The following is a 19663-nucleotide window of genomic DNA, read 5'->3' as shown; positions in this document are numbered from 1 at the left end:
TTTTGGGGGGGGGGCCTGCCCCGCGTGGGGGCATGGCAAGTCATTTTCTTTTTTCTTGCCCCCCCCCCTCCCGGACAAAGCCCGCTCCCACATTGGGTTTCGTGTAGGGCTTAGGGTCTGTCCCAGTACGGCACTTCGCCAAAGCACTCGATGAAGAAATCAATCACCGTCCGCACCTTCACCGACAACCTTCGACTCCCCGGCCACAGCACTGCGATCTGCTGCGGCTCCAGGCTGTTCGACACCTGATATTCGCCCAGCACTGGCACCAGCGTGCCTTCGCGCACCGCCTCACCAATCAGCCAGGACGGAAACATCACCAACCCCAGGCCTTGCTCGGCGGCCTGGGTGAGGGTGTCGGCGTGGTTGCCAGTGATCGGGCCTTTGACCGAGTAAGGCGTCCAGTCACCCTGGCCCTGGCGGAAAAACCAGCGCTGCTGGCCAGTCGCGCCCTTGTAGGCCAGGCACTGGTGCTGCGCCAGATCCTGCGGGTGTTGCGGAGGACCGTGGCGCTCGAGATAGGCCGGGCTGGCGGCGACCTGAAAGCGATGCGGCGCCAGAATCCGCGCCTGCATGCTCGAGTCGTGCATCGGACCGATGCGAAACAGCAGGTCGGCGCCTTCCTGCAACGGGTCGACGTAATGGTCGGTCTGCTGGATGTCCAGTTGCAGCTTGGGATAACGCGCGCACAGTTTGCCGAGCCACGGCGTCAGATGCCGTTGGCCGAATACCACCGGCGCGTTGATCCGCACCAGCCCGGTGGGTTCGCTTTGCTGTTCCTGCAACGCCTGCTCGGCTTCCTCCAGTTGCACCAGCATCAGCCGCGCGTGGTGGCCGAGCATGCGTCCGGCCTCGGTCGGCGTCACGGCGCGGGTGTGGCGGTAGAGCAATTGCTGGTTCAGCGCCTGCTCCATCAACTGGATCTGCCGCGAGATCGAAGAGGGCGCCACGCCCTCGCGCCGGGCGACTTCGGAAAAACTGCCGTGGTCGAGCACCGCCACAAACAGCCTGAGTGCCTTGAATCCCAGTTCATTCAGCCCGTGCATGGATCTTCCTGCTGTGCGAGTTGCGCAAAAGTGTTGTCCGGATGCTCCCATTTATCGCACAGCTACGCCAGCCGATAATCCGCGCCATCGTTTACTTGCGTGGGTTTTGGATGATGCAGACATTGGATGAAGTGAGTGTACCGGCGCCGGCGACCCGGTCGTGGTTGCGCCTGTTGTTGCTGCCGCTGGTGATTCTGGCCGGCATGGGCCTGTCGGTGGAGGCCGGGTTACTGGGGCCGCTGGGGGAGCAGGTCGGGCATCTGTGGGCGACCTTGAGCATCTTCGGCGTGGGTTCGGCGATTCTGTTTTTGCTGCTGTTGTTCGCCGGCCCGCAGAAAGGCCCGGCGCTGACCGATCTGCCGCGCTGGCAATTGATCGGCGGCTTTCTCGGGCCGATGTACGTGGTGGTGCTGACCCTGGCGACGCCGCATATCGGGATCGCGATGACGATGATCGCGATTTTGTCAGGGCAGGTCGGCAAGAGTGTGCTGATCGACCATTTCGGCTGGTTCGGCGCGACGCGCAAGAAGGTCAATGCCGAGCGGTGGCTGGCGTTGGGGTTGATTGTGGTGGCACTGGTTCTGATTGCGCGGGGTTGAGAATATGAGTCTGGTTATTTTGTTGGCAGTGGTGGTGTTGGCTGGCGCGGTGTTGAGTGTGCAGGCGGCGATCAATGGGCGCCTGGGCGAGACCGTCGGGGTGTTGCGCAGCAGTTTGCTGACGTTTTTCGTCGGGGCTGTGGTCACCGGGTTGTTGATTGTATTTTTTGAACCGGCGCATGCGGTGAGTTTGCTTGATGTGCCGAAGTGGCAGGTCTGCGGGGCGTTGTTCGGCGTGGTTTACATGATGGTCATGGTCGGTGCGGTGCCTGTTGTGGGGACTGCGGTGGCGACTGTTGCGGTGATTGTCGGGCAACTGGGGATGGGGATGTTGATCGATAATTTTGGCTGGTTGGGGAATCCGGCGATCGAGCTTTCGTCCTCGCGGGTGTTGGCGATGGTGTGTCTGGGGTTGGCTTTGGTTTTTATGTATCGGAGTAGTGTTCGGGGTTCTGATTGAGTTTTGGGTGTATATCCGTTGCTGCGGTAACGGCCACTTAGGGTTTCGCCCTTACGGCGACTCACTTTTTTTACAAACGCCTAAAAAAAGTAAGCAAAAAAACGCTTGCTCCTACGTTCGGCCCGCTCGCTGGGGCTCGGGGTCCCTTCGCTCCGGGCTTCATCCGGGCGCAGCGCCTACGGTTTGCTTCGCTGCACCTCCTCTCGCTGTGTTTGGCTGCGCCAAACGGTCGCTGCGCTCCCACCCCCGGATAAATCCCTCCACTCAGCCTGCCGACGGGCCCTCAGATCAAAAGCGGTACTCGAGCTAACGCTCATTGTGTTGAGTGGGGCGGCCTCGCCGCATGGGGCGCACACTCTCTAAATTGTAGGAGCTAGCCTGCTGGCGATGGCGGCCTGACAGCCGACCAATCTCTTGCGGATGCACCCGGCCCAACTGTGGGAGCGGGCTTGCTCGCGAAGGCGGCCTGCCAGCCGACAAATTTCTTACTGAATGTACCCAGTTCCATGTAGGAACTGCCGAAGGCTGTGATCTTTTGATCTGCTTGGGCTTTGGCTCTTGATGTGGCTTTTGATCTTCTGCCCCTTCGGCAGGCCGAGCGTAGGTGTCCATCAGGGGGGTAGGCGCGCAGCGCCATGCGGCGAAGCCGCATACATCGAGAGGAGGTGCAGCGAAGCAAACCGGAGGCGATGCCCCCGGATGGACACCGTAGCGAGGGAACACTGAGCCTCAGCGAAGTGCCGTACGCCGGGGCAAAGCCTTTTGGGTTACCTTTTCGGCGTTTGGAAAAGGTGACTCGCTGTAAGAGCGAAACCATAGGAGGCCGTTACCGCAGCAACGGATATACACCCAATCCCCCCAAAAAACCCAGATCAAAAGATCGTCCGAACGCGGCCCGAGCCTTCGTCAGCTCCTACACTGGTATTTACGGCTTATCCCAAAAGCCCAGACAGCCACCAAAAAAGGAGTCTGCCCCCATGCCCGATAGAAAATGCGACTGCCCCAACTGCAAATGCACCATCAAGGAAGGCGACCACGCCTACGCCGTGCACGGTAAACACTATTGCTGTGAAGCCTGCGCCCACCACCACAAGGGCGGTGAAGAGTGCTCAAGCAAAGGCTGCCATTGCGCCCACCCCAAATAACCGCGCGCAAAAAAAGTGGAGCCTAATCAGGCTCCACTTGCAGTTTCAGGCTTTCATCATCCAGCCGTTCGGTACGGCGCACGGTGCCAAGCAGTCGTCGGCCTTCAACCCAGACCACCACGGTTTTCGCCTGGTCGAGGTCTTCCGGTAACGGCGCCGGCACGCGCACGGCAAAGCGGTACGGATCACCTTCGACGGGTTCCAGGCCCAGCTCACAGTCGATGCTTTTGGTGATACGGCCGAACAGGGTGTCGAGGCCGTAATCCAGATGCGCCAAGCTGCAGAGGTTGCTCATGTGTATCCCCCCGAAAAGTCCCCGTTGCCCGGCGAGAGTCTAGCCCGCCGGTCGCCATGTGACATTTTCCACGCCGAATTTCTCCGCCATCGGTTTGCTGGTCTTTTGCACTTTTTCCCGGCCGAAACGCGGGATGCGACCCACACCGGCGTCGCAGCTTGCCCAGTGCCACGCCTCGGCGTTGTCCATTCTGTCCGAGCGGATAATGAACGACTTAGGCGTGCCGTGAAGGGTGTAATCGATGACAAACAGTTTTGCGTTGTTCATAAAGCCCGTAATCCTCCCTGTGGTATTAGAAGGATCGCGGCGCGTCGGGAAAATTCACTCGGATTGTCCGACGGTATCTATCGTTGTCGACGCTGTGACCGACTGGTTACCATGCGCCTTCCGCCAACCCCAATGAATGCTCGCCATGGCCCTCGCCGCACCCCCCGATCTCACGGATACCGATGTGCCGGTGCAACCGCTGGCGCGTACCTATCCGCGTGGTTTGTTCATCGAGCCGCACGAGCATGTCTGGGGGCAGTTGCTGTATGCGATGAGCGGAGTGATGTGGGTCGAGACCCCGCATGAGGCACTGGTGGTGCCGCCGCAGCGCGCGGTGTGGTTGCCACCCGGGGTGCCCCATGGAATTCGTGTGGTGTCGGACTTGCAAATGCGCAATATCTACCTGCGCCCGGTGCTGGCGGCAACGCTGGATCCGACAGTGCAGGTGATTGAAGTCGGAGGGCTGTTGCGCGAGTTGATCGTCGGGCTGGTGGAGCAGGGCGATAGCGGTGAGCCGGCCTATTACGACGCGTTGGTCGGGCTGGCGTTGCTGGAGCTCAAGCGTGCCCGGCGCTCGCAATTGAAGATCCCGCTGCCGGACGATTCCGACCGGCGCCTGATGAATTTGTGCCAGGCGGTGATGGCGGCACCGTCGCTGGACATTCCGTTCGAACAGCACGCGGAAAACGCCGGGGCCTGCGTGCGCACGCTGGCGCGGCTGTTCAAGGACAGCCTCGGCATGGGCTTCGCTGAATGGCGGCGGCAGGTCCAGTTGGCGACGGCGGTGACGGAGTTGATTCAGGGCGTGCCGGTGAGCGCGATCGCTCGCGAGCTGGGGTATTCGCCGAGCAGTTTCAGTGACATGTTCCGCCGCGAGCTGGGTGTGGCGCCTTCGCAATTTACGATCACCTGAACGCAATCCCCGTGGGAGCGGGCTTGCTCGCGAAAGGCGGTGTGTCAGCGAAGCAAATGTTGGCTGATACAACGCCTTCGCGAGCAAGCCCGCTCCCACATTTTTACCGTGTTGTATTCAGGATTTCGGGACGCTGTTTTCTCACGCCGACCAGTGTTTCAGGATGTCTGCACCAACGGATTGCCAGCACGATAGAGGTTCTCCAGCACCGGCTCCCCTGACATCGCAAAACAACAGTGGGAGCGGGCTTGCTCGCGAAAGCGGCAGGTCTGTGAAGCATAAAGTGACTGACCCGCCGCCTTCGCGAGCAAGCCCGCTCCCACATTTTTACCGTGTTGTACTCAGGATTGCAGGACGCCGTTTTCCCACGCCGACCAGTTTTTCAGATTGTCCTGCACCAGCGGATTGCCGGCGCGAAAGAGGTTTTCCAGCGCGGGCTCCCCTGACACCGCAAAACCACTGTGGGAGCGGGCTTGCTCGCGAAAGCGGCAGGTCTGTGAAGCATAAAGTGACTGACCCGCCGCCTTCGCGAGCAAGCCCGCTTCCACAGGGGATGGCAGAGAACGCGGGAATTGGCCGAAATTCAGAAGTCCTTGGCCGACACCTCTGCCGATCCTTCCCTAGACTTTGCCCATTCCTTTCACGCGGCGGAGTTTCCTCCATGAACTACCTGATTTCGCTGGCCATCGGTCTGGGTGTCGGCCTGCTCTATGGCGCACTGGACTTTCGTTCCCCGGCACCTCCGGCCATCGCGCTGGTGGGGCTGCTGGGCATGCTCGCGGGTGAGCAGCTGTGGCCGATGGGCCGGCAACTGGTCGCCGGTTGGCTGTCCTGAATTCCTTTTCCCTTTGATGGATGTCCTCATGAAAGCACTGCAATTCGATAAAACCGGCGATCTGTCCTCCCTGCGCTTCGCCGATGTCGCCAAACCCGTACCGAGTGCTGATGAAGTGCTGGTCGAGATCAAGGCGGCCGGTCTGAACCCCAGCGATGTGAAGAATGTGCTCGGGCGATTTCCGTACACCACGTTGCCACGGATTCCCGGGCGCGATTTCGCCGGTGTCGTGGTCGAGGGGCCGCAGGCGTTGCTCGGTCAGGAAGTCTGGGGCACCGGGCGCGAGCTGGGCTTTTTCGCCGATGGCTCGCACGCGCAGTTCGTCAAACTGCCGGCCAATGGCGTGGCGCACAAACCGTCGCACTTGAGTTTCGCCCAGGCGGCCAGCCTCGGCGTGCCGTACACCACGGCGTGGGATGCGTTGGAGCGCAGCTCGGTGACGGCTGATACGCGTTTGCTGGTGATCGGTGGCGGCGCGGTGGCCACGGCGGCGTTGGCGCTGGCCAAGGTGCGCGGCGCGCAGATACTGGCAGCGGCGCGGCGGCCGGAGCAGGTCAAGGAGTTGCAGGCGCAGGGCTTCCAGACGATTCAGCTGGATAAACCCGAAGACCTCGGCGCGCAGGTCAACGCGGTGTACAGCGGTGGCGCTGACGTGATCTTCGACACCACCGGCTTCTGGCTGCCGGCCTCGGTCGCGGCATTGGCAGCCTTCGGGCGCATCGCGATCATCGCCGCACCGGTCGACGGCCATGTGCAATTGCCGGCATTGGCGTTGTACCGCAAGGGCGGTTCGGTGGTCGGGATCAACTCGCTGCTGTACGGCGTGCAAGCCTGTGCGGTGATGCTCGAGCAGTTTGGGCGGTTCTTTGATGAGGATCTGTTGCCGTTGCCGCAGGGGTTGGTGCAGGTGCCATTGGCGGAGGGGTTGGACAGCTACGCGCAGGTGAATCAGGGCAGTGGCGACAAGATTATCCTTATTCCCTGACACCACAAAACAACTGTGGGAGCGGGCTTGCTCGCGAAAGCGGTGTGTCAGCGAAGCAAGTATTGGCTGATACACCGCATTCGCGAGCAAGCCCGCTCCCACATTTTTACCGTGTTGTACTCAGGATTGCGGGACGCCGTTTTCCCACGCCGACCAGTTTTTCAGAATGTCCTGCACCAGCGGGTTGCCGGCGCGATAGAGGTTTTCCAGCGCTGGCACGAAGCCGCCCTGATCGGCGTACTTGAGCAGATTATCCACTTCACTGCCGCCCGGTGCCGGCCGATCAAAGTCAGAGCCGGCACGCACCACGGCCAGACGCTGCACATCCACCAGACCTTCGCGACTGGCGCGTAACAAGGCCTCGTAGGTCGAGTTGTCTTCCTGTTGTGTGGTGCAGTATTCACCCTTGTTATCGGTCAGCAGTTTGGTCCAGACCTCGGCGCGTTCGCTCAGGCGTGTACCGGAGAACCAGGTGTTGCCCGCCAGCGTGTCGCAGCGCGTAACCACGGGCGGCTGATTGGCCGGGGCCGAAGGGTATTTGCGACGCCACGCTGCTGATTCCTTGCTCTCGCTCAACTCGACCTTGTGGCTCAGGGCGAAGGCTTTGGCCTGCAGTGTCGGGTTGAGTTCGAAAACTTCGGTCTTGTAGTCCAACGGCGGTTTTTCGTTCGGACCCTTGGTGTTGATGCCGAGGTAACCGGTCGGCCAGCTCGCCGGCGCATCGCGCGAATCCAGCTCCCATTGCGTGCCGAATTCCACCAGGTAGTGCGCCCACGCGGCGGTGCCGATGGTCCCGTGTTTCGGGCTGATGCCGGCGATCCCGGCGATCAGAAACCAGCTTTTGCGTAGGTCGAATTTCGGCGACAGGGCCAAGGCCAGGGTTGAAGCGGCGGCGTTGCTCTGGCCCATGCCGGTGGTCAGCAGGCACACCTGTTGCGCGTTGCAGCGGATGGTCGGGTACTCGGCGGACAGCCCCGGTACGCGGATTTCCTGCTTGAGATCGAGGCGCTCGATCCAGTTCTGTGCCTCGGGGGCGAACATGGTGATCAGTACGACTTTCGGCTGGATCGGCGCTTCAGCCGCCCACGCCGTGGAAGAGAGCAGGGCCGCAGCGGCCAGGGTCAGACGCGTCATTGCTTGCATGAGAATCTCCTGATTTCAGAACTGATAGCCGATGCCGGCGTAGTAACCCCAACCGTTGGAGCGCGCGCGGAAATTACCGTCGCCAAAGTTCAGCTCGCTGCCGTCTTCCCAGTTGCCGCCGTTGTGGAAGTAACGGCCGACTAGGGTGAAACGCAGGTGGGTGAACGAGTACAGCAACACGTTGGTCGCCACCGTGGCATTGGCGGTGCGCGCCGGGTTGTCCTTGTGAATGTCCGAGCCGAAATCGAAGTTGGTGAAACCGATGTAGGTCAGCGACGCGCCGTTGCTGAATTTGTCGATGGGCACGATGTACTTGAGCTGCGCGCGGTAGCCGTCCCACGAATACTCATTGCTCGCGCCATAGTTTTCCCACTGGTAGCGCCCGTACAGGTTGGCCGACAGGTTGACCCGCGAATGGGTGTCGATGTCGGTGCCGAAGCCGCTGTACAGGGTGTTGGCGCGGTTCTCTTTACGGCTGCCGTGATCGTAGATCCAGTCGAACGCCACGTACCATTCCTTGAACGGGCCGATGGCCAGGCTGCGGCCGGCGAGGTAGTCGATGGAGATGCGCGGCTCGTGTTCCATGAACACCGGTGAGCCGTGATCCCACACGCCTTTGTCGTGGCTGTTGCCGATGTTGAAGATCTTCGGAATGTCTATGTAGCCGTACAGCTCGAACGGCCCCTTGCGCCCGAAGTATTCGTATTCCAGATAGATATCGTCGGCCGGTTGCGGCCCGAAGCTGATGTCCTTGCTGCCGATCAGCGTCAGGTCCTGGTTGTACCAGTCCGACAGATACGCGCCTTTTTTCGGCGGGGCAGCTTCCGGGCTGAGGGCTTCACCCTGGGCGGACTCGTCGGGCAGCGCCGGTTGCGCCAATGCGCTGTGGCTGAGAACTCCGGTAACGCCGGTCAGTAGCAGGGAAACAGCAAACGTGCGCGCAAACGGGGCGCGAAGAAGGGAAGCAACGTGCATTCAAAGTCCTTTTTTTGCGGATCGAGGCCCGGGTTCTGCGGGTCTGTACGGTTTTGTTACGAAAAAGTCGTTATAGGCAGGTCGCAAACGTTTGCACAAGGCGTACCAGTTTCTTTTAAACGCTGAAATTCTCCTGTGGGAGCGGGCTTGCTCGCGAAGGCGTCGGGTCAGGTGACACATCCTTCTCAGTTACACCGCTTTCGCGAGCAAGCCCGCTCCCACAGGGTTAGTCAGGTGTCGCCAAACCCAGTGTTTACTGACCGAAACCCGCGTTCTAGACGGTCCTAGTATTAAAGTATTAACACCATTTAATCAGTGCCCCATCGCGGGGCGTATACTAGCTTGTCAGCCATGACGCGGTTTTGTGATGACCGTCGCAGTCTTGATTCGCGTGTGGAATAAGCACGTTTCCCACGCCTTCAAGGAAGAATTTGGCCACGACAAGGAGTAGCCCGTGGAAGCAAGGTTTGGTGTCGCCCTCGTTTCGCGTTTTTCCCCACTTTCCCTTGCTGTGCACCTGAGCGTTGCCGGGCTGTTGTTCGGTGGGGTCAGCGCACCGGCACTGGCCACATGCTCCACGGCGGGTTCCACCGTGACCTGTAGCGGCGTGCCGAGTCTGCCGCTGTTTCTCAACAATTTTGCCAGTGCCACCAACGGCCTGACGGTCAACGTCAATTCCGGGGCGCAGATGAACGCGACGCTCGGCGGCCATGTGATGGACCTGACCGGGGTCAACATCAGCCTGAACAACTCCGGGACGATCGACCCGGCGCTGCTCGGGCTGGTCTCGGTGTTGAGCGGCGGTGCCTTCATCGGTACGGGCGCAACCAGTACGGTCAGCGTGCTCAATAATGCCAGCGGGATCATTCGCGGTACCGGCATGTTGCTCGGGCTCAACCTGACCAGCGTTGACGGCCTGGGCATCGCGGTGAACAACGCTGCGGCCGGCACTACCAGCATCACCAACAACGGCACCATCACCTCGACCGGACTCTCGGTCGGCGGCATCACCTTGGCCGACACCCCGGTGGTCGGTGTGTACGGCGGCTCGCAGGTCAACATGACCAACAGCAGCACCGGCGTGATCAACGGCCGGATCGCCTTCGAGACCTCGGCGGCGGGCAACACCTTCACCAACGCCGGTGCGATCACCGGCGGCGTGTCGATGGGCGCGAGCAGCACCAACACCTTTACGGCGGTAACCGGCTCCAGCGTCAACGTGGGTGACGGCGTGCAGGTCAGCGTCGGCCTCGGCGGACTGATCGGCATCAACCTGACCTTCGCCCCGACCGGCACTGTCGATGGCGGCGCGGGCGGTACCAACAACCTGATCCTGCAAAACCCGGCCGGTGTCGGCGGCGGCACCACCGGGGTCGGCACGGCGTCGAGCGCCACTTACGTCAACTTCAACAACCTGACCATCAACAGCGGCACCTGGACCTTGCAAGGGCCACTGGTCAGCGGCGCGACCACGCTCAATGGCGGTGTCGCCCAGTTCAACAACAACGCCACGTTCGGCAGCGGGGTGCTCACCTCCAACGGCGGGATCCTCCAGGCCAGCAACGCCGGGTTGAACCTCAGCAATCTGATCTCCCTCGGCGCCGGTGGTGTGACCGTGCAGGGCACCAACGCAACCACCCTGAGCGGGGTGATTTCCGGCAGCGGCGGCCTGAGCAAAGTCGGCTCCGGGCAACTGAGCCTCAGCGCTGCCAACACCTATCTGGGCAACACCACACTCAACGGCGGCACCGTGCAGTTGGGCAACAACCTGGCGCTGAGCACCGGAACCGTCAACGTCACCGTCGCGACCACCTTGAGCGCGCCCGGCACGATCAACCTGAACAATGCGATCAGCCTCGGCGGCACATTGACGGCCGGCGGCTCCGGCGCTCTGACCCTCGGCGGCTTGATCACAGGCAGCAGCGGTTTGACCAAGACCGGCACCGGCAGCCTGACCCTCAGTGGCGCCAACAGCGGCTATACCGGCACTACCACTTTGAGCGCCGGCAGCCTGCTGGTGACCAACAACAACTCGCTGGGTAGCGGCGCGCTGAACACCGCTGCCGGCACCAGTCTCGATAGCACCGCAAACGTTACCTTGGCCAACAACATCGGCATGACCGGCGCGCTCAACGTGCTCGGCAGCAATGCCCTGACCCTGGGCGGCGTGTTGTCCGGCACCGGCGGGATTACCAAGTCCGGTACCGCCAGCCTGACCCTGACGGGGAACAATACCAACGCCGGCAACACGCTTCTCAACGCCGGCAGCCTGTTCGTCGGCAGCAACACCGCACTGGGGACTGGCGCGTTGAACGCCGCGGCCGGCACCACGCTGGATGCGACCACGGCGGTGACCCTGGCCAACGCTGTCGCGCTGGCGGCGGATCTGACCATTGGCGGCACCCAGGCACTGGGCCTGAGCGGGGTCGTCAGCGGCGCCGGCAATCTGATCAAGAACGGCACTGCGAGCCTCAGCCTCAGCGGCAATAACACTTTCTCCGGCGGCACCGCGCTCAACGCCGGTACGCTGATTGTCGGCAGCAACACCGCATTGGGCACTGGCGCATTGACCACGGCGGCGGGCACCACGCTTGATGCCAGCACCGCGGTGGCGCTGACCAACGCGGTGTCACTCGGTGGCAATCTGAACATCGGCGGCAGCGCCAACCTGACCCTCGGCGGTATCGTCAGCGGCAGCGGCGGGCTGACCAAGAACGGCGCGGCCAATCTGATTCTCAATGGCGCCAATACTTTCCTCGGTGCCGTCGCGTTGAACGCCGGCACCATTACGGCCGGCGCGAATGCGGCGCTCGGCAGCGGCAACATCACCGTCGGCGGCGTGGCGACGCTCGACAGCAATGCGGCGGTGACACTGAACAACAACGTCATTCTCAATAACAGTCTGGGGATTGGCGGCAGCAACGCGCTGACCCTCGGTGGCGGGATCAGCGGTACCAGCCAACTGGTGAAAAACGGCGCCGCCAATCTCACCCTCAACGGCACCAATACCTACAGCGGCGGCACCACCCTGAATGCCGGCAGCCTGACCGTCGGCAATGGTGCGGCACTGGGCACCGGCGCCTTGTCGGTGGAAGGCGCGGGCACCCTCAACAGCAGTTCCGCCGTGACCCTGAACAACAACGTGATTCTCAATGCCAACCTCACCGCAGGCGGCGCCAACGCGCTGACCCTCGGCGGGGTAATCAGTGGCGCGAACGGCCTGATCAAGACCGGCGCATCGAGCCTGACCCTGACCGGCAACAACACCTACACCGGCACCACGGCGCTGAATGCCGGTTCGCTGGTGGTCGGCTCCAACACCGCTCTGGGTACGGGCGCACTGAACGCGTCGAACGGCACCACGCTGGATGCAAGCACGGCGGCGACCCTGGCCAACAACGTCAACCTCGGCGGCACGCTGACCGTCGGCGGCAGCAATGCGCTGACCCTCGGCGGGGTGGTCGCCGGCATCGGTGGGCTGACCAAGAACGGCGCGGCCGACCTGACCCTCAACGGCGCCAACACCTATTTCGGCAACACTGCACTGAACACCGGCAAGCTGATTGTCGGCAGCAACACCGCGCTGGGCGTCGGTACGCTGAATGCGGCGGCCAATACCACGCTGGACGCCAACACCGCCGTCAGCCTGAACAACGCAGTGGGCCTGGCGGGAGCCTTGAATATCGGTGGCACGGCAGATCTGACCTTGACCGGTCTGGTCAGCGGCGCCGGCAGTCTGGTGAAAGACGGCGCGGCCAATCTGATTCTCAATGCGGCCAACAACTACCTCGGCGGCACCACGTTGAACGCCGGTACGCTGACCGTCGGCAACAGTTCGGCGCTGGGTTCCGGCGCTTTGACTGTCGCGGGTGCTGCCACACTGGACAGCAATTCACCGCTGGTCAGCCTCAATAACGGCGTCGCTCTCAACGCGGTATTGATTGTCGGCGGCACGCAGAACCTGACCCTCGGTGGCGTGACCAGCGGCACTGGCCAACTGATCAAGGACGGTGCGGCCAACCTGACGCTCAACGGCAACAACACCTTCAGCGGCGGCACCACCCTCAACGCCGGTACCCTGACCCTGGGCAATGCCAACGGTCTGGGTAGTGGTGGCTTGACCGTCGGCGGCGCGGCGACTCTCGATAACAGCGCCTCGTTCGGCATCGGCAACGCGATCACCCTCAACGCCGGGCTGACGGTGGCCGGCAATAACGACCTGAGCCTCAACGGCATCATCGACGGCGCCGGCAGCCTGACCAAAAACGGCCTGTCGGACCTGACTCTGGCCGGCAACAACACCTTTACCGGCGCCGTGAACATCGTCTCCGGCAGCGTCACTACCCTCAACACCAACGCACTGGGCAACACTTCTGGCGTCAACATCAGTGCCGGTGCCGGCCTGAATCTCGGTAGCGATGCCAGCCTCGGCGCGCTGACCGGCAGCGGCAGTGTGCAACTGACTGGCAGCAACACGTTGACCGTCGGTGGCGGCAACGTCACCAGCACCTTTGATGGTGATCTCAGTGGCAGCGGTGGCCTGACCAAAGTCGGCACCGGCACCTTGAACCTCACTGGCATCAACGGCATTACCGGCAATACCGCGATCGATGGCGGTATCGTGAACCTGAGCGGTTCGCTGGGCAGTGCACAGGTCAACGTCAACACCGGCGGTACCCTGACCGGTACCGGCTCGGCGCTTGGCACAGTGAACATTAATAGCGGGGGCCATCTGGCGCTGTCATCGGGCAATACCTTGTCAGCCAGTGGCCTGACCCTCGGTGCCGGTAGCAACGTGGATGTGGCGCTGGGGACTCCGTCGACCAGTTCGCTGATGAACATCGGCGGCAACCTTACCCTTGACGGCAATCTCAACGTCAGCGATGCCGGCGGTTTCGGCGTCGGTGTGTATCGCCTGTTCAACTACACCGGTGCCCTGACTAATCTCGGTCTGGACGTCGCCAGCGTGCCGGTCGGCTATGGCCTTGGCGATCTGGTGGTGCAGACCGGCGTGGGCAATCAGATCAATATTCAAGTGTCGGCACCGAACAGCAACATCCGTTACTGGGACGGCAGCCAGACCATCGCCAACGGCGTGGTCGATGGCGGCAGCGGCACGTGGAATGCGGTCGGCACCAACTGGACCGATGCCAATGGTCTGGTCAACCAGCCATGGGCCGGTGACTTCGCGGTATTCCAGGGTGCTGCGGGCACTGTGACGGTGAACGGCACGCAAGCGTTCACCGGCATGCAATTCCTCACCGACGGCTACAACCTGGTCACCGGTGCGGCGGGGCAATTGACCGCTGTCAACGGCACTGGCGGTACCACAGCACTGCGGGTTGATCCGGGCGTTACTGCGACCATCGGCGTGAATATCGATGGCAGCGGCATCCTCAATAAACTCGACGCCGGTACCCTGGTGCTCAATGGCGCCAACACCTACAGCGGCGGCACGCAGCTGGACGGCGGCAAGATCATTGTCGGCAGCAACACCGCGCTGGGCAGCGGCACACTGACCGCCAACGCCGGTACGCAACTGGACAGCAACACCGCCGTAACCCTCGGCAACGCCGCCACACTCAACGGCAACCTCACCGTGGTCGGTAGCAATGCGCTGACCCTCAACGGCGTAATTGGCGGCACCGGTGGCCTGATCAAGAATGGCGCGGCGAACCTCACCCTCGGCGGCAACAACGCCTTCCTCGGGCCGGTGGCGCTGAACGCTGGCGGATTGGTTCTGGCGTCGAACTCGGCGCTGGGTTCCGGCACCTTGAACGCGGCGGGCGGCACCACGCTGGATGCGAGCACGGCGGTTTCGGTGAACAACGCGGTCGACCTTGCCGGCAACCTCGGCATTGGCGGCACCGCAGATCTGACGCTGGCCGGCACGGTCAACGGCGCCGGCAGCCTGAGCAAAAACGGCGCAGCCAACCTGACCCTCAGCGGCAACAACAACTTCCTCGGCGGCACTACCCTGAACGCCGGCACCCTGACCGCCGGTAGCAACTCAGCACTCGGCCTGGGCAACCTGACCGTGGCCGGCGCTTCGGCGCTGGACAGCAGCGCAGCAGTGAGTCTGGGCAACAACGTGGTGCTCAACGCCAATCTGAGCAACACCGGCAGCAACGACGTAGCGCTCAGCGGCGTGGTCAGCGGCGCCGGTGGCCTGATCAAGAACGGCGCGTCCAACCTGACCCTCAACGGCATCAACACCTACAGCGGCGGCACCACACTGAACGCCGGCACCGTGACCCTCGGCACCTCGGCGGGCCTGGGCTCCGGCGCGGTAACCGTGGCGAGTGCATCGACCCTCGACACCACCGCGCCGCTGGTGCTGGCCAACAACGTCAACGTCAATGCCAACCTGAGCGTGGCTGGCAACAACAACCTGACGCTCGGTGGCGTGATCGCCGGGGCGGGCACCCTGACCAAGAATGGTCTGGCCGACCTGACGCTGTCCGGCAACAACACCTTCAGCGGCACCTTTGATGTGCAATCGGGCAGCCTCACGACACTGGGCAACTCGGCACTGGGCAGCAATGCCGGGGTCAACCTCGGCGCTGCGTCAACTCTCAATCTCGGCGGCTCGGGCAGCCTCGCCAGTCTGACCGGCAGCGGCACCGCACTGATCGGCGGCGGCAACACTCTGAGCATCGGCGGCAACAACGCCAGCAGCCTTTTCGCCGGTGTCCTCACCGGAACCGGCGAATTGAACAAGCTCGGCACCGGAACCCTGACCCTGACCGGCCTCAACAGCCTGACCGGCAACACCACGGTCAACGCCGGCACCTTGAACGTCAGTGGCTCGCTGGACAGCGCCAGCGTACTGGTCAACAGCGGCGGCACCCTGACGGGCGGCGGCTCGCTGGGCGGCGCGGTGACCGTGGCCGACGGCGGTCATCTGGCCGGCGCCACCGGCAGCACCCTGTCGGTGAACTCGCTGGTGTTCAACGCCAACTCCAATTTCGATGTCGGACTGGGCACGCCGGTTTCCGGTGGCGGCAATGCGCTGGTGAATGTCGGCGGCAACCTGACCCTCGACGGCACCCTCAACGTCAGCGACATCGGTGGTTTCGGCAGCGGTGTGTACCGGTTGATCAACTACACCGGGGGCCTGACCGACAACGGCATGCTGATCGGCACGGTGCCGGGCAGCGTCACCCCGGGCGATCTGACCCTGCAAACCGCGCTGGCCAACCAGATCAACCTGCTGGTTACCGCACCGGGCGTCACCGTGCAGTTCTGGGACGGCAACCAACTGGTGGCCAACGGCTCGGTCGATGGCGGCAGCGGCACCTGGGGCACCGGCACCACCAACTGGACCGACGTCAACGGCACCACCAATCAGGCCTGGACCAACAACTTCGCGGTGTTCCAGGGCACGGCGGGCACGGTCACCGTGAACGGCGCACAAACCATCACCGGCATGCAGTTCGTCACCGATGGCTACAGCCTGCAGGACGGCACCGCGGGTTCGCTGAATCTGGTCAACGGTTCGTTGGGTAATGCCACGGTGCGAGTCGATCCGAACGCCACCGCGACCGTCGGCGTTGCGCTTAACGGCAGCGGCACCCTCGGCAAATACGACACCGGCACGCTGGTGCTCAACGCCGCCAACGGCTACACCGGCGGCACCGCGCTCAATGGCGGCAAGATCGTGGTCGGCAATAACGCCGCGCTCGGTACCGGCGTGTTGACTGCCGCTGACGGCACCGCGCTGGACAGCAACGCGGCCGTCACGCTGGGCAACGATGTGCTAGTGAACGGTGGTCTGACTGTCGCTGGCAGTAACGCCTTGACCCTCGACGGTGTAGTCAGCGGTGCCGGCAGCCTGATCAAGTCCGGCGCTTCGAGCCTGACCCTTAACGGCAGCAACACCTACAGCGGTGGTACTCAGCTCGCTGGCGGTACGCTGGTGCTGGGCAATAACAGCGCAATCAGCAGCGGTGCACTGAGCGTGACCGGCAACGGCAGCCTCGACAGCAGCTCGGCGCTGCAACTGGCCAACGCGATCAATCTGGGGTCGCAACTGACCCTGGCCGGCAACCAGAACACCACGCTGCTCGGCGCCATCACCGGTACCGGCAGTCTGGTGAAAAACGGCAGCGCTGACCTCGTGCTGAGTGGTGCCAATACCTACAGCGGCGGCACCACGCTGAACGCTGGCACTACCACTGGCGACATCAGCAGCCTGCAAGGCGCCATCGTCAACAACGCGGCGCTGACCTTCGCGCAGAACGCCGACGGCAGCTACACCGGCAACCTCACCGGCGCCGGCACGCTGAACAAAACCGGCACCGGCCAATTGCTCCTGACCGGTAACAACACCTTCACCGGTGATACCTCGGTGCAGGCCGGCAACCTGATCGTCAACGGCGTGCTCAACAGCGCCAACGTCAACGTCGCCAGTGGTGCGAAAGTCGGTGGCAGCGGACAACTGGGCGGCAACGTGCAACTGGCCAGCGGTGCGACGCTGACCGGTGGCGGCACGGCTACACCGTTGTCGGTCGGTTCGCTGGCGCTGTCCTCGGGCACCAACCTGGACTTCAGCCTCGGCTCGGCCGCCAGCTCCACCACGGTGGTCAATGTCGCCGGTAACCTGACCCTCGACGGCACGCTGAATATCAGCAACGCCGGCGGTTTCGGCACCGGGGTCTATCAACTGTTCCGCTACGGTGGCAGCCTGACCGACAACGGTCTGGTCTACGGCAGCCTGCCGGTATCGGCGGCCAACCTGACCCTGCAAACCGCGATCGCCAATCAGGTCAACCTGCTGGTGCAGGGCAGTCCGGGTGAAGTGCAGTTCTGGAACGGCGACACCACCAATCCTGACGGCAGTATCGGTGGCGGCAGTGGCGTGTGGGGCCCGGGCACCAACTGGACCGATCCGAGCGGCACGCAGGCGCTGGCGTCCAATGGTCAGTTCGCGGTGTTCGGTGGCCAGGCAGGTACCGTCACTGTGCAGGGCAATCAGAACTTCACTGGCCTGCAGTTCCTCTCCGCAGGTTACAGCCTGGTGCCGGGGGCTGGCGGTACGCTGACACCGGTCAACGGTGCCGACGGCAGCCTGGCGCCGGTGCGGGTCAATTCCGGGGCCAGTGCTGAAATCGACGTGCCGCTGATCGGCACCGGCGGTATCGAGAAACTCGATTCCGGCACCCTTGTACTGACTGGCGCCAACACCTACAGCGGTGGCACCACCGTCAGTGGCGGTACGCTGATCGGTAGCACCACGAGCCTGCAAGGCAACATCACCGACAACGCCACACTGGTGTTCCAGCAAAACACCGATGGCCGGTTCAACGGTGTGCTCAACGGCACCGGCGCGCTGTTCAAACGCGGCGTGAGTCGCCTGTTGATGGTCGGCAATCAACCGTTCAGCGGTACGGTTTCCGTCGATCAAGGCCTGCTGCAAGTCGGCAGCCGTGCGGCCCGGGCTTCGCTGGGCGCACAAGTCACGGTCGCCAACGGCGCAGGCCTGAGCGGTAACGGCAGCGTCGGTTCGGTGGTCAACCACGGTGTGGTGGCTTCCGGTGGCGCTGACGGCACCTTGAGCGTGGCCGGCAACCTGACCAACAGCAGCGATGGTGTACTGGCGCTGACCGTCAGCTCGCCAACCGCCACGCCACTGGCGGTGGGTGGTACGGCGGCATTGGGCGGCGGTCTGGTGGTCAACAGCCTGGCGCCGTTCACCGGCAACACCACTTACTCGCTGATCACTGCGGGCGGTGGGGTGACCGGCACCTTCAGTGCCACCGATCTGCCGCAGTACGCGTTCCTTAACAGCTCGCTGATCTACGGTGCCGACTCGGTCACCCTGGCCGTGAGCCGCAACGGCAACTCGTTCGCCGACGTCGCTGCCACGGGCAACCAGCGCGGCACCGCCACGGCACTGTCCAATAACGGGGCGGCTGGCGCGGCGTTGCAGAACCAGATCGTCAACCTCAGCGTGGCCGGTGCACGCAATGCGTTCGACAGCCTCTCCGGGGAAATCCACGCCAGCACTGCCAGCGCCATGCTTGAGGACTCGCGCTTCATCCGTGAGGCGGTCAATGACCGTATGCGCCAGCCGTCGTGCAGCGCTGCGGATGATCCACGCAGAACCCTGGCCCCGAGCGACACGCAACTGAGCAGCAACGGCTGCCATGGGGAAATGGTCGGCTGGATCCGGGCTATCGGTGCCTGGGGCGACATGGGCGGCGACAGCAACACGGCAAAAGTCGATCGCAACCTTGGCGGTTTCATGCTCGGCACCGACAAGGCGCTGGATGACACCTGGCGTGCCGGGATGGCGGCCGGCTACACCCGCAGCAACCTCAACGCGCATGATCGCAACTCGGATGCCAAGGTCGACAGCTACCACCTGGCCGGTTATCTGAACTCGCAATTCGATGCACTGGCAGTGCGCCTCGGCGCGGCTTACAGCTGGCACAGCATCGAGACCAAACGCGATGTCAGCGTCGGTACTTACAACGATCGCCTGAAGGCCGATTACGACGCGCGCAGTGCGCAGGTGTTCGGTGAAGTGGGTTACGCGATCAGCGCAGCAGGCGTTGCCATCGAACCGTTCGCCGGGCTGGCCTACGTCAACTACGACAGCGACACCGGCAAGGAAAAAGGGGGAGTGGGGCGCCTGAAGGCCGACGCCGATCAGGACATCACTTACTCGACCCTCGGTGTGCGCATCGGCAAGTTGGTGACCCTGGCCAACGGCAGCCAACTGACGCCACGCGCGGCCATCGGCTGGCGGCATGCCTACGGCGACACCAAACCTGACGCCGACCTGACCTTCATCGACGGCGGCGCCTCGTTCAGCACCCAGGGCGTACCCATCGCCAAGGACAGCGCATTGCTCGAAGCCGGCATCGACTTCCAGGTCACCCCGACCGGCAAGCTGGGCATCGGCTACTCAGGCCAGGTGTCGAGCGACAACAACGACAGCGCGTTCAACATCAGCTTCAGTCAAAGCTTCTGAATCATGGTCGAAGTACTTTAGC

The 19663-nt window shown here is 63.0% G+C and carries 12 protein-coding genes; 7 read left to right on the top strand and 5 right to left on the bottom strand.

What is annotated here, in order from left to right:
* Positions 1 to 110: 110 nt before the first annotated feature.
* Positions 111 to 1046, bottom strand: a complete 936-nt coding sequence (locus LVD08_RS12725; protein WP_247268298.1) for a LysR family transcriptional regulator — start codon at positions 1044 to 1046, stop codon at positions 111 to 113.
* 113 nt (positions 1047 to 1159) lie between these two features.
* Between LVD08_RS12725 and LVD08_RS12720 the strand changes: the two genes are divergently transcribed.
* The 3 genes from LVD08_RS12720 (at position 1160) to LVD08_RS12710 (ending at position 3250) form a co-directional block, all read left to right on the top strand.
* Complete coding sequence (locus LVD08_RS12720) at positions 1160 to 1645, top strand: DMT family transporter (protein ID WP_097087815.1); 486 nt, start codon at positions 1160 to 1162, stop codon at positions 1643 to 1645.
* Between the two features lie 4 nt (positions 1646 to 1649).
* A complete protein-coding gene (locus LVD08_RS12715; protein WP_096797805.1) occupies positions 1650 to 2105 on the top strand; it encodes a DMT family transporter in 456 nt (151 codons plus the stop codon).
* A 977-nt stretch (positions 2106 to 3082) separates the two neighbouring features.
* Positions 3083 to 3250: a metallothionein gene (locus LVD08_RS12710; RefSeq protein WP_081730276.1), complete on the top strand. Its 168-nt coding sequence runs from the start codon at positions 3083 to 3085 to the stop codon at positions 3248 to 3250.
* Positions 3251 to 3272: 22 nt separating this feature from the next.
* Here LVD08_RS12710 and LVD08_RS12705 read toward each other — a convergent pair whose 3' ends face one another.
* A complete protein-coding gene (locus tag LVD08_RS12705) occupies positions 3273 to 3545 on the bottom strand; it encodes a hypothetical protein (protein WP_247268297.1) in 273 nt (90 codons plus the stop codon).
* A 39-nt stretch (positions 3546 to 3584) separates the two neighbouring features.
* The gene (locus LVD08_RS12700; RefSeq protein WP_095138739.1) at positions 3585 to 3812 is read right to left on the bottom strand and encodes a DUF6555 family protein; all 228 of its coding nucleotides are present in this window, start codon (positions 3810 to 3812) and stop codon (positions 3585 to 3587) included.
* Between the two features lie 136 nt (positions 3813 to 3948).
* On the opposite strand from LVD08_RS12700, the gene LVD08_RS12695 reads away from it, so the two are divergent.
* The 3 genes from LVD08_RS12695 (at position 3949) to LVD08_RS12685 (ending at position 6545) form a co-directional block, all read left to right on the top strand.
* The gene (locus LVD08_RS12695; RefSeq protein ID WP_247268296.1) at positions 3949 to 4725 is read left to right on the top strand and encodes an AraC family transcriptional regulator; all 777 of its coding nucleotides are present in this window, start codon (positions 3949 to 3951) and stop codon (positions 4723 to 4725) included.
* Between the two features lie 661 nt (positions 4726 to 5386).
* The gene (locus tag LVD08_RS12690) at positions 5387 to 5560 is read left to right on the top strand and encodes a DUF1427 family protein (RefSeq protein WP_007969534.1); all 174 of its coding nucleotides are present in this window, start codon (positions 5387 to 5389) and stop codon (positions 5558 to 5560) included.
* Between the two features lie 28 nt (positions 5561 to 5588).
* Positions 5589 to 6545, top strand: coding sequence for a quinone oxidoreductase family protein (locus tag LVD08_RS12685; RefSeq protein WP_247268295.1), 957 nt, complete (start codon positions 5589 to 5591; stop codon positions 6543 to 6545).
* Between the two features lie 120 nt (positions 6546 to 6665).
* Here the strand turns inward: LVD08_RS12685 and LVD08_RS12680 are convergent, their stop codons facing one another.
* Both LVD08_RS12680 and LVD08_RS12675 read right to left on the bottom strand, forming a co-directional pair.
* The gene (locus tag LVD08_RS12680; protein WP_247268294.1) at positions 6666 to 7688 is read right to left on the bottom strand and encodes a purine-nucleoside phosphorylase; all 1023 of its coding nucleotides are present in this window, start codon (positions 7686 to 7688) and stop codon (positions 6666 to 6668) included.
* A 15-nt stretch (positions 7689 to 7703) separates the two neighbouring features.
* A complete protein-coding gene (locus tag LVD08_RS12675; protein ID WP_247268293.1) occupies positions 7704 to 8663 on the bottom strand; it encodes a nucleoside-specific channel-forming protein Tsx in 960 nt (319 codons plus the stop codon).
* Positions 8664 to 9117: 454 nt separating this feature from the next.
* Here LVD08_RS12675 and LVD08_RS12670 point away from each other — a divergent pair, with 454 nt between their 5' ends.
* On the top strand, positions 9118 to 19641 hold the full coding sequence (locus LVD08_RS12670) for an autotransporter-associated beta strand repeat-containing protein (protein WP_247268292.1): 10524 nt from the start codon (positions 9118 to 9120) through the stop codon (positions 19639 to 19641).
* Positions 19642 to 19663: the final 22 nt, after the last annotated feature.

Source organism: Pseudomonas sp. YL2, assembly GCF_023063025.1.
GTDB classification, from domain to species: Bacteria; Pseudomonadota; Gammaproteobacteria; order Pseudomonadales; family Pseudomonadaceae; genus Aquipseudomonas; species Aquipseudomonas putida_A.
This window is presented reverse-complemented; position numbering and strand designations above follow the sequence as displayed.